Source organism: Anabaena sp. UHCC 0187 (genome assembly GCF_009712035.1).
Lineage (GTDB): Bacteria > Cyanobacteriota > Cyanobacteriia > Cyanobacteriales > Nostocaceae > Dolichospermum.
In genome coordinates, this window is record NZ_VILB01000028.1 from 1 (window position 1) to 16,867 (window position 16,867).

At 37.8% G+C, this 16,867-nt stretch carries 15 protein-coding genes; 7 read left to right on the plus strand and 8 right to left on the minus strand.

From position 1 onward, the window contains the following. Nucleotides 1–317: 317 nt before the first annotated feature. Together FJR11_RS21095 and holA are read right to left on the minus strand one after the other, a co-directional pair. Nucleotides 318–803: a DUF4168 domain-containing protein gene (locus tag FJR11_RS21095; protein WP_168507283.1), complete on the minus strand. Its 486-nt coding sequence runs from the start codon at nucleotides 801–803 to the stop codon at nucleotides 318–320. Nucleotides 804–908: 105 nt separating this feature from the next. Then, complete coding sequence (holA, locus tag FJR11_RS21100; RefSeq protein WP_168507285.1) at nucleotides 909–1,895, minus strand: DNA polymerase III subunit delta; 987 nt, start codon at nucleotides 1,893–1,895, stop codon at nucleotides 909–911. A gap of 82 nt (nucleotides 1,896–1,977) precedes the next feature. Between holA and FJR11_RS21105 the strand changes: the two genes are divergently transcribed. From FJR11_RS21105 to FJR11_RS21120, 4 genes are all read left to right on the plus strand, one after another. After that, nucleotides 1,978–2,763 carry a DUF1868 domain-containing protein gene (locus FJR11_RS21105; RefSeq protein WP_168507287.1) on the plus strand — a complete coding sequence of 262 codons (786 nt, stop codon included), beginning with the start codon at nucleotides 1,978–1,980 and terminating at the stop codon, nucleotides 2,761–2,763. 699 nt (nucleotides 2,764–3,462) lie between these two features. Further along, a complete protein-coding gene (locus FJR11_RS21110) occupies nucleotides 3,463–3,804 on the plus strand; it encodes a hypothetical protein (protein ID WP_168507289.1) in 342 nt (113 codons plus the stop codon). Between the two features lie 117 nt (nucleotides 3,805–3,921). Further along, complete coding sequence (locus tag FJR11_RS23940; protein WP_371417602.1) at nucleotides 3,922–4,848, plus strand: ATPase, T2SS/T4P/T4SS family; 927 nt, start codon at nucleotides 3,922–3,924, stop codon at nucleotides 4,846–4,848. After that, a complete protein-coding gene (locus tag FJR11_RS21120; RefSeq protein WP_254444814.1) occupies nucleotides 4,841–5,197 on the plus strand; it encodes a hypothetical protein in 357 nt (118 codons plus the stop codon). The genes FJR11_RS23940 and FJR11_RS21120 overlap by 8 nt, the downstream gene beginning before the upstream one ends. 355 nt (nucleotides 5,198–5,552) lie before the next feature. Here FJR11_RS21120 and FJR11_RS21125 read toward each other — a convergent pair whose 3' ends face one another. Together FJR11_RS21125 and FJR11_RS21130 are read right to left on the minus strand one after the other, a co-directional pair. Continuing rightward, nucleotides 5,553–6,332: an RDD family protein gene (locus FJR11_RS21125; protein WP_168507291.1), complete on the minus strand. Its 780-nt coding sequence runs from the start codon at nucleotides 6,330–6,332 to the stop codon at nucleotides 5,553–5,555. A gap of 15 nt (nucleotides 6,333–6,347) precedes the next feature. Next, a complete protein-coding gene (locus tag FJR11_RS21130; protein WP_168507293.1) occupies nucleotides 6,348–7,199 on the minus strand; it encodes a DUF975 domain-containing protein in 852 nt (283 codons plus the stop codon). A gap of 79 nt (nucleotides 7,200–7,278) precedes the next feature. Between FJR11_RS21130 and FJR11_RS21135 the strand changes: the two genes are divergently transcribed. Continuing rightward, on the plus strand, nucleotides 7,279–8,235 hold the full coding sequence (locus FJR11_RS21135) for a stage II sporulation protein M (RefSeq protein WP_168507295.1): 957 nt from the start codon (nucleotides 7,279–7,281) through the stop codon (nucleotides 8,233–8,235). A 72-nt stretch (nucleotides 8,236–8,307) separates the two neighbouring features. Here the strand turns inward: FJR11_RS21135 and FJR11_RS21140 are convergent, their stop codons facing one another. From FJR11_RS21140 to FJR11_RS21155, 4 genes are all read right to left on the minus strand, one after another. Next, nucleotides 8,308–9,603: a DUF58 domain-containing protein gene (locus tag FJR11_RS21140; protein WP_168507297.1), complete on the minus strand. Its 1,296-nt coding sequence runs from the start codon at nucleotides 9,601–9,603 to the stop codon at nucleotides 8,308–8,310. Between the two features lie 202 nt (nucleotides 9,604–9,805). Beyond that, nucleotides 9,806–10,759: a MoxR family ATPase gene (locus FJR11_RS21145; RefSeq protein WP_168507299.1), complete on the minus strand. Its 954-nt coding sequence runs from the start codon at nucleotides 10,757–10,759 to the stop codon at nucleotides 9,806–9,808. Nucleotides 10,760–10,814: 55 nt separating this feature from the next. Further along, entirely contained in the window at nucleotides 10,815–11,903 is a 1,089-nt protein-coding gene (locus FJR11_RS21150; RefSeq protein ID WP_168507301.1) for a DUF4350 domain-containing protein, read from the minus strand. Between the two features lie 132 nt (nucleotides 11,904–12,035). Continuing rightward, a complete protein-coding gene (locus FJR11_RS21155) occupies nucleotides 12,036–12,662 on the minus strand; it encodes a DUF4129 domain-containing protein (protein ID WP_168507303.1) in 627 nt (208 codons plus the stop codon). Between the two features lie 168 nt (nucleotides 12,663–12,830). Between FJR11_RS21155 and FJR11_RS21160 the strand changes: the two genes are divergently transcribed. Next, a complete protein-coding gene (locus FJR11_RS21160) occupies nucleotides 12,831–13,283 on the plus strand; it encodes an NADAR family protein (RefSeq protein ID WP_168507305.1) in 453 nt (150 codons plus the stop codon). A gap of 323 nt (nucleotides 13,284–13,606) precedes the next feature. Further along, a complete protein-coding gene (locus tag FJR11_RS21165) occupies nucleotides 13,607–16,336 on the plus strand; it encodes a GAF domain-containing protein (RefSeq protein ID WP_168507307.1) in 2,730 nt (909 codons plus the stop codon). Nucleotides 16,337–16,867: the final 531 nt, after the last annotated feature.

Sequence of the window (16,867 nt, forward strand, 5' to 3'; positions counted from 1 at the left end):
GCCGTGAGTCGTTTCCTCTCTTCGGCACTTAATCAATATAGCAATCCTTCCTTTTCCTGTCAAGGGTTTTGGAAAATATTTTTTTGGGACGGGAAAATAATGGCTGAAAGCTTTGTGAGAGTAGGGAACCAGCCTATTTTTAAGTGATCAGGTCAGCAATAATATAGTGTGTTAGGTGAAAAACTAAGAGTCGTCTTCTATATCTAATGCAGGTTAGCGAAAGAATCAATCGGCAATAAGGGGTTTAAACTCCGTATTTATGAATTTTGGTGTTACTCATGGATTTTTGCCATCCTGATCATGGAATTTGACATTATTTATTTGGAGGTTTTTGAGGGAGAAGCCTTTTGTAAGCGCAGTAGCGTATTATATAGTTGTCGTTTTAAATTATTATTGTTTTGGATTTCTAAGGTGATTTTATTGAATCTTTCCACGCTGAGACCACTATCCTCAACTATTTTTTGAGAATGGTTGCAGTAATTTACGGCAATATCTTTTGCTTTGCCTGGTAGTGCATTGACACTTGTAGAATCATTACAGATCACTTGGGGAATGTCTTTACTACCGATAAGTTTTTTAATTTCCTCAAAGGCTTGCTGACGGACTGGCTCCATTCCTAGTACAGCTTTTGCATAGTTAGTTACTTCTGTATTATTTACGTTTAAGGTTTGAGCGACTACTTGAGAATTGCCGCCAAAACTACCAGAAATAAGACTTACAGTGGCAATACTTGCCAAAATCAAGGGTTGAGAGAAAATTTGCTGCAATCGTTTGGTTAAATGAACATTGTAAATTTTGAGCATAAAACAGGTGACACAGAGGGAAAATAGGGAATACCATAATGAGTCTGAATTATTTTCTGAATTAGAAGTTCCAGTCAAGATGGAATATATATATTGATGGGGATATCAACTGCGGCGACATATTTGACTAAGTTCAATAACTTTAGTTTGTAGGGTTGAAGTTTCCGCTGCACCTTGCTTAAGGCTGACTTCTAACTCCAATAGCAGAGGTAACGCAGAGATGAGTTGCTGTAGGGAGAGAGATTTGACTTCCTGCTGTAGGAAATAGATGCGTTTAGGGTTAGAGATTTCCGCCCCTTGAGCGATGGCTTGGGGATTCCGTTCACCACTTTCCATCATCATTTTTACTAATAACCAGGTGCGAAATTGACCAATGAGTGTGGCAACTATCCGTAAACCCGGTTCGGCTGCATTGCTGAGATCACCTAATATCCCTAAAGCTTTGGGGGTATCTCCAGTTCTGATGGCTGTTGCTAGTTGTAAGGTATTTTGGGTAGTATTTCTGACTAACTCAGATACTGTATTTACGTCTAAAGGTTTGCCACTGCCTTCAGTATAGAGACGTAATTTCTCTAATTCATTGTAGAGAAGACGGGTATCATTACCGACTGATTCGGCTAATATTTCGGCTATCAGGGGACTTATTTTTATCCCCACAGTTTGAGCAGCTTGTTGAACTGATAGGACTAATAGTTCGGTTTTCCAAGGAGGAATCAGGGGAAATTCGGAAACTGTAGCAAACTGTTTCAGGAGTTTTGTACTTTTAAGGCGTTCATCTGGTTTATTCCGACTGGTCAATAGTAAAGTAGAATCTGCCGGAATGACCTTGAGAGTGCGTTGTAATTCTGCTAAGATGTGATCTGGACAATTTTGGCAAACAGTAGTGTTAATGAGCCACACCAACCGCCCACCAGCACCAAATGGCGGTGTCATTGCCTGATTTAAAGCTTGGACAATAGCATCGGGTTGATCTGGGGAAAATGAGGTATAATTAAAACTTGTCCACAGGGGATCAAGAATGCGATCGCGCAAAATTACTACAGCTTTTTCCATAGCAAAATCATCTTCACCCCAGTAAACATATATTGGCATAGCAATTTTAAATTGAAAATTAATTTAGTCAAATTGAGTAATTTTCCCTACAATCTATCAAAAGAGCAAAAGGTGATCAAGATTGGACGACAACTACCAAATCTATTTAAATCGGGTAGCACGCATGACGCTACCAGAAGCTTACAAAACCCAGATTCAGCATATTCAGGAATCTTCTAAATTCCAGGTTCAGGCTGGAGTGAGAGAGGCTGCTCCTTTTCCAGGCTATACGCTGATTACCCCACCAGCAGCAGAAGATTTAAATAATGCTGCCTTCTACAGCCAAATACAGGCTTATCAACAGCAATTATTAGAGCTACCCATTTGTAGTGATTTAATTGTACCTGTTCCTCCTGCTAGTTTTCATGTGACAGTGGCAGATTTAATTTGGGACAGTGCTTTTCATCATGCTTGTACGAAAAATCCCCAATTTGCTGAAGACTTGAATTCTCAGTTAACTGAGAGGTTTCAAGAATATCAAAAATTGATGACAAAGGGATCTCCTATATCTTGGCAAATGTTGGGATTGATTGTCATGCCCAGGGCTGTCGGTGTGTGTTTAGTCCCTAAAGATCAACGTTCCTATGAGGAAATTATTCAGTTCCGGCGAATAATTTATCAAAATCGCAAGTTAATGGGCTTGGGTATTGAGCAGCATTATCATTTTACGGCTCATGTAACATTGGGTTATTTTGGCGAAATTCCCCCAGAATTAGACCGGGTAAACCTCAATACAATGTTTTGTGAGTTTAATCAATCATTGCCGTTAGATACCCCAGATTTTCTCATTAATAAGGTGGAATTACGAAAATTTGATAATATGATCCACTATTATCGTCAACCAGACTGGCCGAGTTTGGATTTTTAAGTTCAAAAGGTGATTGGAAATCACGGCTATACAGGTAAAACCCACGCTGGTGGGTTTTAAATCTTTGATTTTTCCTAAGTCGGCGCAGGATTTGGGTGATAACCTATCGCTGAAACGATTGATTGATCAATATTCAATAATGGGTAGGGGTAAAGCATTGCTAAATCCCATATAAATTAGAGACATACTGATTCACACGCAGTCTTTATCAGTATTTAAACGGATAATCGTTTGAGCGCGGCTTTTTAAGTAATTACTCTCCAATTATGATAAATTAATATCAAAAACAATAGTTATATTTACACAAAATAGTATTTTGACTAAATTCTTTTCAATGCTAATCTTCAGAGCTTATTCACAGCTTTCTGATAGTGATATAGCTTGTGTTTATTTGTAACTAATTTTACACTTGTATCGAATTTAGAATATCTGTTTAATTTCACCGTAATTTCATAAATATGCCGTTTTCATGAAGATGAGATAATTTTGGGCTGAGAAAAATTCAGTGGAAATGCGGGTGTTTTTTTTACAAATAAGGAATAGTGATTATAGACAAATGACTTGTCACTACTTAACTAGATTCAATTATCTAACTGTAGAGCGACCGACTTATCGAGTCTAACACACCCTGTATAAATCATAAAGTTTAGTAATCAATTATCATTACCAAGATTTATTTCTACCAGGAAAATAACAAATATGAAACCAACTCAGGTCTTTACGAAGTGGGTTATTCCATCCTGCTTGTTGATATTAGCTGGCTTATTTATGCCCATAAATCAAGCTCATGCAGGTGGTTATGATGATTTTGATTCATTAACAGCCGAAGAACAAATGTCAAGATTGCGAACGCTTCCGGCGGTCTTGAGTTGGGAAAAATGGGAAAAACCTTATGTATCAGGAGGCGATTTATGCAGATATAAAAATGGTGATGTAGTTTGTTTATCTATTTGTTTATCTACAGATATGGCTAAAAAAGTGGGAGCGCATATTTATTCACCTAAAAAACCCATACCTTCCCCAACAGCTAAACGCAAATAAGTTTCCCTGCTATTAATACCTTTGTCCATAACAGCAAATTAACAGGAATCAAAACATCATGTCTAACAACAATCACAAATCCACAGGTTTAAAATCTGCATCCGTTAACACTGTTCAATATCAGACCAACAGTTTCAAGTATCGTCAGGTAGTCGTGGTGGTGTTTTGTTAAAGCACCGTTCTACTGGTAAGTGTTTGAATGCCTATCGCACTAGCAACGGTTCAGAAATGAATGTGTGGCCGTGTAATCCTGCCGATTTAGACCAAAACTGGAATATAATTCCAGTCGGTGATGGTTATAACTTAATCCAACGAGTGGGTACAAATCGCTGTGTTGATACTCCCACAAGAAATAATTCAGGAAGAGTGCATTTATGGGATTGCGATCGCAATAATGGAAACCAACGTTGGAAGAGCAGTAATGGAGGAGGCGTAACTCCTACAAATGGGCAAATAAACTTACCATTTAAAAATGGTCAAACCTGGTATGTTTGTCAAGGTTATCGTGGTGGAGTTACCCATAACTATGAAAATCCTAATAATTATCACAATATTTACTCCCTTGACTTGACAGTTGAGAATAATTCTTGGGGTTCAAAAGGATGTTATAGCCTTAATGATGTTAATAAATCTGCGGGTAATCAAATCTTGGCTCCAGTGGCTGGAAATACTGAAAGAGTGAGTTGGGCAGATGATCTTGTCTGTCTGACAAATGATTCTCGAACTAAGAGTTTTATGATTGGTCATATGACCCCATCAACTAGAGTTATAGGGCGGGTAAATCAGGATACAGTGATAGGTACAGTCAAAAAATATACAACATCAAATGGTTATGCTCATATACATATAGCTGCATATAATGGATCTGGATGTAAAGGAGCATCAATCTACACCAGCTTGCAATGCGTAGCCCAAGAGTCAGTTAATGTGGTGACAGTGGAAGACCCCGTAGAATATGTATTACCAGGAATTACCCAAACCCAAGTCAATGAAGCGGCGGGTATGTCCCCACTGTGCCGAGTCTTATACTCCCACTATGGCTGATTTGCGTAAACTTGGTTTAGAACCCACAGCAGCAACAACTAAGGGATGGAAAAAAGGTAAAGGATGTCCGCAGTGTTTTAATTCTGGCTATTTGGGACGGGAAGCCATTGTGGAGTTGTTGGATATTGATGATCGGGTGCGAGAATTAATTTATGAAGGAACTATGACTCAGTTAAATCGTTATCTCCAAGAAATCAATTTTGTTTCTTTTCGGGTGTCTGCTGTGCAAAAGATAACAACTGGAGTGACGACGATAGAGGAGGTGCTGAGAGTTCTACCCCATACTGTGTTTGCTCATCCACCTTCTTCCCCTTCTGTGACTTGGTTGCCTATAGCAGCGGTTTCTTGAAAGGAAGACAAGATGTAGGAGAATTTTCGTTAATAACTCAAGTTGCTAGTTATCTGCTTGAGCTTGGTAATGGGTAATTGGTGAGTAAATTTCTGTTTTCATCCTGTTAATCCTTTAATCAGTGGACATCCTGATATGGCTTGCGCCACGCTTCCCTATCAGACAGTTACCTCCAGCAGATTGTATATCAACGAGGTACAGAATCTAAATTGAAACCTATACACAAAGCCAGTTTTACTCCTGACTCCTGCTGTAACATAAATAGCCACTTTAACTTCAAAAGTGTGGGATTCGCCATAAATCGTGATTCAGACGAATTATCACGTAAATAGCCCATTATGGATGAAAATTGACTCTAAAATTCAGGTTGTTGATAGGCAAGATAAACAGCTTCTAAAAATACATCTGAGGCAATATTTGCTGGGAGAATTTCTAAATTAATAATAGATTGAACTTGTTGAGTAAGTTTTAAAGAAAGTGCTATCCTGGCTTTTGTGGACATTCCATTTCGTCTCAGTAAATATTCTCGAATAATGGCAAAATCATCGGGTAATAAAGGTGATAAATCTGCTATTTCTCGTAACTGGATATGAAAAGATTTAGCCTCTTCGGAAATTTCTAAACTGGATGATTTTGCAACTGTTTCCACTTGAATAACAATTGTCCCCGCAACTAAATCACCAAGACGTTTTTCTCGGTTACTAAAAGTAATTAAAAAAGCACCAATAAATAAAAATTCATCAAGGGGACGGAGTAAAGCTCGTAATGCTGCTTGTTGTAAACCCACAGGTCTACCATCATCGCGCACAACGCGAATTTTAGCAATACGTTTACCTGGTGTTTGTCCTTGCCAAAGAGTTTCAAAAAATACGAAATAACCTGTGTAAATAAAGAACAGACTTAATAGAGAAATGGCTATCAACCACAAGCCAAAATTAGAGCCAAAAAGACTAACTCCAATATCAGTTACTCGCTCAAAAATAACTGACCATATTAACGCTATTACAACTAAAGTAAAAGCTAAAATCAGATAGTCAATCATTAATGCTAAAGCCCGACTACCAATTCCAGCTAGGGTAAATTCTATTTCCACACTTTCGGGTGTGCTGAATTTAATGCGATTAAAAAGGTGCATTATATTTGAATTGAATTAAATATCGTGGTCACGTAATTGTAAACCCAAACCTTCACGGCGACTTCTGAGATCATAGTAAATTACAGCTTTAACTGCTTGCAAGAAAGGTACAATTAATGCCCCACCTGCAAAACTTAATCCAACTATTAAGACGAAATAAATTATTGAAAAAGCAATATTACCTTGATTTACTAAAGGTGTGAATATTAGTTGAATAATAGTAGTGATGATTTGAATTACAAATTGGATAGGAATGGTAATTAAAACACTCACAAAAGAGATTGTAAGAATTCTGCCAATATTTCCTTTAGTTAATTCCCAACTCCGATTAATCGTGGAACTACCATTAACATTCTCCTCAATTGCTAGGGGAACATCTACTAAGTAAAATCTAGTTCCTATCCACAAAATACCTGTAATGGCAATGATCATTACCAGCAAACTTATTAAAATGATAATACCTATATTAGCTGGATTTATATTCTGTAATCCTCCTATTAATGCCGCTGGTATACCTATTAGTAAACCGGCAATGACTACAAAACCAAGACTAATTCCTATACTAATCGCCAGCATAAGTAACATGGTAATAAAAAATTCCCACAACCGAGAATTGACAAACCGCTCACCTGATGAAACACTTTCAGGTTGGTTAACCAATTCACCAAAAGCTAACCGAGAAATCAGGGCTGACAGGGCGTAAAATTTCACCCAACCATAAACAGGAATCAATAACCACGCATAAGCTTTAAGGGCGATAAAAAAATAGTTTTTAAAATGAGAACGATACAATCGCATTCCCGCACTCACAACACTACCTACAGTTAAAGTTTGAATAGGATTAGGAGAATCAAAGTTTTTAGACATGGTGTTAATTTTTTCCTAAAATACGGTGCTTACTTTGAAGTTATCTTAAGCTAATCTGTACTCAGTATTTAGAAAGTTTATGAATATTCAACGTTGGATAGGAAGACGAGAGGCCAATTGGCAGCGTTTAGATGCTTTATTGAAGAAAGTAGAACAAAAACGTTTAAAGTCCCTGCGTTCTGGGGAAATTAGGGAATTAGCGAGTTTATATCGTTCTGTAGCAGCGGATTTAGCTAGGGCGCGGACTCAGCAAGTAGGTAAAACTTTAATTCAAAGTTTACAATCTTTGACAACTCGCGCCTATACACAAATTTACCAGGGTTCGCGGCGACAGGAATGGCTTGCAGCGAAGGAATTTTACCTGTGGGGATTTCCTCAAGTGGTGCAGCAAACCTTCTTATACATTGCCACAGCCACCGCTATGTTTATTTTAGGAGGCTTAATTGCTTGGTGGTATGCTTGGCAAGATCCGAGTTTTATGTCGTTGGTAGTACCGGAAAGATTGATTTCTCTGGTGCGAGATAAGGGTGAATTATGGATGGGTTCGATAGTGGGAATTGAACCTTTAGCTTCTAGTAATATTATGATGAATAATATTTCTGTGTCTTTTGGGGCTGTAGCTGGAGGAATTACAGCAGGATTATATACTAGCTATTTAATGATATTTAATGGCTTGTTAATTGGTGCTGTTGGTGCTTTGGTAGGACAAAATAATCTAGCTTATCCGTTTTGGGCATTTGTGTTTCCTCATGGGGCTTTGGAATTACCTGCAATATTTTTTGCAGGTGGTTCAGGTTTGTTACTTGCAAAAGCAATTTTATTTCCTGGTAAATATCGCCGTCGGGATGCTTTGAAGTTTTATGGTTCTTTGGCGGTACAATTGGTTTTTGGGATTGTGCCGATGTTGATTGTGGCTGGTTTAATTGAGGGTTTTTTCTCGCCAAATCCGATGATTCCAGAGCCAATTAAATATTTGGTTGGGATGGGTTTGTTTGTGGTTTTGGTGCGGTATTGTAGTCGGAAAAAGAAAATATGAACTACATTTTTTCTCACGCAGAGACGCAGAGGCACAGAGAGAAATAATTTACAGTTGATTTCTCGCTTTAAGTTATAAATATCTATCAACTAATTGTTCGGAAATTTGATTTGCTGGTGCGTCAAGAACTAATACTCCTTTTTGTTTTAATTGGGCAAATGCCAGTTGTCTTTGTGCTAATAAATCTAGGGCAACTGCGCGAATATAAGATTGTGTGGTATCTTCAGTAAAAGTATGTGCTAATTTGTCAACTTGAGGATCTCGGAGAGTGACGCAAAAGGGTAAGTAGCGGGGTGCGAGTCTGGTAAGGGCAGCCAGAAGTTCGGAGGAAGCGGTGATATCAACTAAGTCTGTAATGATGACTACTAACGCCCTGCGGGTTTGTTGTTTGACGACGTGGGTAACTGCACCTAAATAATCAGATTCCAGTAATTCTGGTTGAATGGGGGTGAGTTTATCAATTAGTTGATTGAGGTGATTTTGTCCCCGTTCTGGAGGTATCCACGTATGTAATTTGTTGTCAAATACACCAATGCCAACGCGATCGCCTCTGTGTAATCCTGCTAATGCTAGGGATAATGTGGTATTTAAACCCCAGTCAAATCGTTGCAAACCTTGAACTTTTGCCGTCATCAATCTGCCACGATCTAATAATATTAATAATGTTTGTTCTTGTTCTGGTTCTAAAACTCTGACTAAGGGACCTGTGTTTCCGTAACTACGTCTAGCGGTAGCTTTCCAATCAATAAAGCGTAAGTCGTCACCGCTGCGATAGTTCCGCAATTCTGCAAATTCTGTACCTATTCCCATTTGTCGAGTTTTACGAATTGAACCTGAAGATTGCAATGTGAGACGAATGGAGAGCGATCGCAATCCCACTAAATCAGGATATACTTTTACCTGTGTACTTTGGGGAATTTGCCAATCATGCCATACTAAACCCCAACTTCCCAACTGTCGTACTTGGATATTTCCCCAAGCAAATTCTCCTCTTTGATTTGGGTAAACTGTGTAAGTTAATTCTTGGTTTTGATTAGCATTAATATTAGCTGTAACTGTGGTTGTGGAAACAGTAAATTCTGATGGATAATAATCGCGGATTTTAATAACTGCATCAATTTTCCCAGCTTGAACTTTGAATATGACTGGATTATCTCTACCAATAGATAAACGTGAAGGTAATTCGCGGGTAATTTCTACGCGCTTTGTTTTCATTCCCAAACCGTCAACTACCATTAAAATCAAAACGGTAATATCAAATAAACAAATTACGATTATGGTGCTAGAAATTCCCAAAATTATAGATAGAATTGGGGCAATAAATATTCCCGCAATTAATAGAAAATAAACTTTTTTAGATGGAATCATGATTTTTATTTTGAGCAAAGAGGCAAAGGAGCAAAGTCGCAAAGGAAGAAATACACTAATGAAGATTTACAAAATCAAGTAAATCTATCTGAATCACCCAAATACAATGTAACCATCTCTCTTCTATCTACCTCTGCGCTCTCTGCGCCTCTGCGGTTCGTTTAAAAAATTGTTTACAAATCAAAGAACTTAAATCAATCTATTATCTAGGAACAGGAACTTGATTAATTACCGCAGCAACTACTGCATCAATTTGTAAACCATCTAGCATTGCTTCCGGTTTTAATAATAAGCGGTGACGTAATAAGGGTGAAGCTACTGATTTTACATCATCTGGAGTGACAAAATTCCTGCCTGATAACCAAGCTGCGGCTTGAGAAGTTTGCAACCAAGCACCCGCAGCGCGAGGAGATGCACCTAAAGCTAAATCAGGATATTGGCGGGATTTTCTGACAATTTCTAATAAATAATCAACAATTGTTTCTGATACTTGAACTTGTTTTACAGCTTGTCTGGCTTGCAAAATATCAGCTACTGTGGTGATAGGTTTTAATTTGACAATATCTGAACGTTTTGCTGCAAAACCAGATTGACGATTTAATAACATTTGTTTTTCGGCTGCTTGTTCTGGGTAATCAACAATTAACTTAAATAAAAACCGATCTAATTGCGCTTCTGGTAAGGGATAAGTTCCTTCAAATTCTAAAGGGTTTTGTGTGGCAATTACCCAAAATAAATCAGGTAATGGTAAACTTTCTCCGTCTAGGGTAACTTGCATTTCTTCCATTGCTTCCAAGAGTGCTGCTTGGGTTTTTGGAGGAGTGCGGTTAATTTCATCAGCTAAAAGAATTTCTGTAAAGACGGGGCCTTTTTTTAATGTGAAATCGCGGGTATTTAAGTCAAAGATATTTGTCCCTGTAATATCTGACGGGAGAACATCTGGAGTTAGTTGAATTCGGCGAAAATCGGATTGAATTAACTGTGCCAATACTTTAACTAAGAGAGTTTTTCCTGTACCGGGAACTCCTTCTAAAATAATATGTCCACCTGCTAATAAGGCGATTAATGTCTGTTTAATCAAAGCGGGTTGGCCGACAACTATTTGATTAATTGCTTTCCCCAGGTTGATTAAAATGGAATTATTAGTTTCACTCATATTTATAAATCACTCACACACAAAATAAAAGGAATCGAAAGAGATGTTAAAAAATTTAATTTTTAGTTTCTCGTAAATTACGCCATTTCCCTAACCAGCTTATCAGTTCTCGTTCACTTATTCGGCGTTTTTGTAATGGTAGTTGTAATACTGTATTAAGTATTTCTGCTTTAGTTCCTGTTTGTTTTTCCCAGATTTTCAGTAAAACCTGATTGTCTAAAGGAATTTGACTCAAACCCAAAGTTTTCTGAAGTTGTATTTGTTCTTCTTTCCCCAACATTTCAACAACAAAATCACTAGATTCTGCTTTTTGGAGAACTCCCGCTAAAGCTTGAATATAAGCTTGGCTGTTATCTATGACAGGTGTTTCTAATGTTACTGGTTTACCAAAGCGGCGATTTTCCCCCCAAATCAATGCCAATAATAGGACAATTAACTGGATAAAGGCTGGTAATAGGGGAGTTTTTGCAAAGTAATTAAATAAACTGTCTTCTCCCGCTTCTTTTTGAGTATCTTTGTCTTGATAGCCATGTATATATTCGTCTACAAAGACTTTCTGACTATTTTTGCTGACTAAATCTGCTAATAATTTAAAATTGCCTTCATGATCTTGATAGGCATTAGCTGCTAAATATGGTGTTGTTACTAAAATTACTTTTCCTTTTCCATATTTTCTCTGCCAAATTATTGCTCCAGATTCGTCTCCTAATATGATTTGTTCTCCTTTTGAAGTATTATATCGGCGACGGGTATCAATCTTTATTTTTCCAAAGGTTGATTGCTGCTGTGTACTAAATGCTGCTGCTGTTACTGGTTTTTTAATTCCTAAAATTACTAGGTTATTCCCTTTGTTTACCCATTCTTCTTGTTGTGGATCTGTTTCTATGTTTGTGATGGTGCTATGAACTTGTAATAAGGTAACAGGGTTTTTGGTTATTGGTAAATCACTAAATGGTTTTTGCCAACGCTGAATACTGATATTTTTATCTTGCATAAAAGCATACCACGCACCATAACCATTGGGGGCGCGATTATAAGTAGAACCACTAGTTATTTGGGTGCTGGGGGCTGCAATAGTGGACAGTAAGATAATTACAGTTAAGACAATAGCACCCAACCAAACAAGGCGCTGATTGCGTTTCATGATTTATCCGTATTAATATGGAAATTATTGAAATTATTGATATTTTTGATCATTGTGATGGCAATATTTGCTGAAATAGGATTGAATGAGGGACAAAATTTACAAAAAATTATACAGTACAGAAAGAGACTTTTACTCCTGACTCCTGACTCCTGACTCCTGAATGCTCTTATAAGCTTGCCAACATTGTTGATAATTTTCTGCTAATATCTCATGATCACTAAAGCACAATTGCTCATGGGTAGTAATTAATGTTTGATATGGTTGGATGAGAGTGACGGAGGATTTGAGTAATTGTAGATATTCTCCATCTGTACGGTTCGGTTGTTGCAGAGCGATCGCTTGTTCATGCAATTGCTGTAACATGGCTAAATAGACACAACGGCAACCCTCTCTGTAATTATACTGTCGGTGAAATTCCTGGGCTTGGTTTAATAATAAGGCAATTGATGTTTCCCTAGAATCAGCTTTGGTTCTAGAATTCGGAGAATTACTAATTGCATTTAGCCAAGCATAGATATAGGGCTTAAATACTTGCCATAATCGCCAACCTATCCACACCACGCATAAACCCAATCCTAACCAAAACAGGATTTTTAGTAATTCACCTAACCAGGGACTGATTGACCAACCAGGGGGTAATTCTGGTAAAGTTTTTTGAAACCGGGAAAATTGGTATTCTACCCATTCTCCCACTTGTTTTTGGAATAAAGAAAACTGCCACACCCAATTTGTTTTTTCAAAAGCATCTGTAGACATAAAACAGAATGGCTTAACCTATTATTTATTTACATCATTACTGATTTTGCTAATTTTATAGCGGTATGCACTGGAATCAAGTACAAAAATTAGGTCAAAAGCCATACAGCACTCTTCCTTCTTCTTCTTCCTTCTTCCTTCTTCCTGACTCCTGACTCCTGCAACAGCATGACTATTTACTTTTATAAGGTTTCCCAGCCCTATGGCTGTTTTTCTAATTTTTCTCCCCACGGTATTGACATTGCAGGTACTTACTGGCCAACTGTTGAGCATTATTATCAAGGACAAAAGTTTGTTGGTAGTTCAGATGCCCCAATTATACCTTTAATCCACGCTGCTGCTACTCCTGAACAAGCGGCTGCTTTAGGTCGTTGTCATACTCGCCGTCTTCGTCTAGATTGGGAATTAGTCAAAACTCAAGTCATGCGGGTTGCTGTTCTGAAAAAGTTTATGACTCATCCTGAAATAAGAGAAGTATTATTAATTACGGATAATGAAATTTTAGTAGAAGATTCACCTACAGATTATTTCTGGGGCTGTGGTGCAGATCGGACAGGGGAGAATCACTTAGGTAAAATCCTCATGAGTGTCCGTGCAGAAATACGCGGCTTATTGCCTTGATCAGAATATTTATCGGTAGAAGAATAGAGACAAATAGAACTTATATTTGATGAAACCTCTACTGGACGCTGAGAAATGACTTACTCATCTAGCTACTCTTTTCCTATTACCTGCCATGTGAAAATTTACTTTATGACTTTAGTGTAATTACTTAACTTGCATAAGAAATATATCTACATAAATAAATATGCTAGACTTGTATAAAAGTTAGTAAAAATTTTATTAAAAGTAAAAATCGTAGATTTACCAATCTATAGGCTATAAACTGTAAATTAGAGGCTATTTAGTAAAAATTTCTATTTGCGATTGGGTGAAGATAAGCAATGACATTTACCGATAAACCAAACGGTTTGCAGCAAAATTTAGACCAAGACAGTTTACTGCACCGAATGATCAAACAGATCAGGCGATCGCTCGATCTTCAAGAAATATTAACAACGACTGTTAATGAGGTTCGTTCATTCTTGAATACGGATCGGGTGAAAGTCTATAAGTTTGATCCTGATGGTAGTGGTGAAGTCATTGCCGAATCTATCCATGAACAACAGCTACCATCCTTATTGGGCTTACATTTCCCGGAAAGTGATATTCCCCTAGAATCCAGAGAGATGTTCTTGTCAGCACGACAACGTTCAATTGTTGATGTAGCTGGGGGCAAAATCGGATTATCACCTCTCAAATCCACAGAAACTGGTGAAAACTTACTATCTCAAAATATTCACTATCGCCAAGTTGATCCATGTCACATCCAATATTTACAGGCTATGGGTGTACAGTCTTCCTTGGTAGTACCAATTTTAAACTATGACCTCACGGAAGAAGCTTCACAACCAAAACTATGGGGATTGTTAGCATCTCACCACAGTCAACCCAGAACAATTTTCCGGAAAGAACTTAAATTAGTCCAGCAAATTGCCGATCAAGTAGCGATCGCCATCTCTCAAAGTAACCTTTTGTGCGAAAGCCGTACCCAGCAAAAGCGAGAAGCCATAATTAACCGGATTAGCACTCTTCTGCATCAACTACCCACAATGCAAATGCAAAAAGCAGTAGAAGAAACCATAGCTGCTTTTAATGGCATTGGGGGCAGACTTTATATAGAATCTACCCAAGAACTATATACATGGGGGCAACAACCCCAACTTCCCGACAACACAGAAAACACCAATATTGAACAGCATCCCATCTGGAAGCAATGGATAACAGCATCCAAACTAGGGCAAATTCAGGCAATTTCTGACATTTATCAAGAACCATCTTGGCAAATATTAGCCCCAGCCTTTAAACCCACATCAATTCGGGGCATGATGCTAATACCCCTTCATTATCGAGAAACTTTCTTGGGAGTATTCAGCATTTTTCGTCCAGAATTTGACACAGAAATTCTTTGGGCAGGTAACAGGGAACAAAATCAATACCAACAACTACCCCAGCTTTCCTTTGAGTTATGGCAAGAAACAAAAAAAGGACAAGCGCCAGAATGGAAACGAGAAGATATATCTCTAGCTACAGGTTTATGTCATAACTTCTCCATCGCTATTCAACAACAGCAAACATACCAACAACTACATATTTTTAATAATCAGCTAGAACAAAGAGTTCAAGAAAAAACCGCTGAATTAGAAAAATCATTATCTGTGACTAAAGCCCTAAAACAAGTTACAGATCAAATGCGTGGCACATTAGATTTGAATATCACCCTGCAAACCATCGTCAGGGAAGTGCGTTCTCTCCTCAATTCTGACCGAGTGCTGATTTATAGATTTTTGAATCAACTTGAAGGTAGTGTGATGGTTGAAGATATTAATAGTAATTGGCTATCAACCCTGGAAATTCAACTACCATCAGAATGCTTTCCTGACGAATCTGCCAATCTTTACTTGCAGGGTAGAACCAGAACCATTAATAATGTATCTACAGAAGCATTAACTCCTTGTCATCGAGAATTTTTACAAAGTTTACAAATCCAAGCTAACCTCATCGTTCCTATCAAAATTGATACCCAACTATGGGGGTTACTTATTGCCCACCAATGTTCAGCGCCCAGAATCTGGCAAGCAACAGAAATCAACTTACTACAACAATTAGCAGACCAAGCCGCAGTTGCTATTCAACAAGCACAACTCTATGAACAAAGCTGTGTGGCAGAAGCAAAGGCTACTACGAAAGCAGCACAATTAGAACAAACCCTACATCAACTCCAAGAAACCCAAACAAAATTAATTCATAGTGAAAAAATGTCGGGTTTAGGACAGCTAGTGGCAGGGATAGCCCACGAAATCAATAATCCCGTTAATTTTATCTACGGTAACTTAAGTCATGCCAATGACCACACTGAACAACTTCTAGAAATTCTGCAACTTTATCAGTCCCAATACCCTCAACCCGAAGGGAAAATCAAAGCTGCTTTAGAATCCATAGATTTTGATTTTGTGGTAGAAGACTTACCAAAAATCATGTCATCCATGCAGGTAGGGACAAATCGTATTCGCTCCATAGTTCTATCATTACGAAATTTTTCCCGCCTTGATGAAGCAGAAAACAAAAGTGTTGACTTACATGAAGGCATTAATAACACCTTACTAATTCTCCAACATCGCCTGAAACCACATGGGAGTTTTCCTGGGATTCAGATTACTAAAGACTTTGGCGAATTACCAAAAATAGAATGTTATGCCGGACAAATGAATCAGGTATTTATGAATGTGATTAGTAATGCCATTGATGTCCTCACCCATGAGTCAGGACAAGAGATCACATATTCACCCACTATCCGCATTTCTAGCCGAGTTTCTACAAATAATACTCATATACTAATTAGTATTGCCGATAATGGACTAGGCATGAGTAAAGAAGTAAAACAGCGGATTTTTGACCCATTTTTTACAACCAAGCCAGTTGGGAAAGGTACAGGATTAGGACTAGCAATTAGCTATCAAATAGTAGTTGAAAAGCATGGTGGATTAATGGAATGTATCTCAGAACCAGGTAAGGGAACAGAATTTTGGATTGAAATTCCTCTGAAATTCAGTCAAGTTGAAAATCGGGATTAGTAAGAGTGAGAGTGATCAATTTTCCATTGTCCCTATTTGTTTCAAAACTTAAAAAATGCTGAGTCATTACTCAATTAAGTAAAAATAAAATCACTTCCAAAAATAGTTTGTAATCCCTAAGAATATGGAGTTTTATCAGATTCATCTTCTTGAATCAGTAAAGTTTAATTGCAAAAATATCCAATCTAATTTAAAGTTGTTATTCTAATAGATGAAGCCACTAGAGCTTCCCTGGCAGATGCAACAGCTTAAGAGAAACAAGCAAAGAAGAAAAGAAGAAACGTAAGTTGAGTAAGAGGTCAAATCGCTGTTTAATTCAAATCTGTCTCGTCAACAAACTACAACACCCAACGCGAAAGCTGATATTCCCTCAAATGAATGAAGATCAGGGGGCGCTGTAACTAGTTTCCATCGCTTGTTTATCAAGATGGTGAAAGGTAGTACATCCCTGGCTAGAAGAAACAATAAGAGGGAATCAACAAGCTAGTAGATGTCTGGGTGTTGTTGTTTGTAATATTTTACTAAAATTTA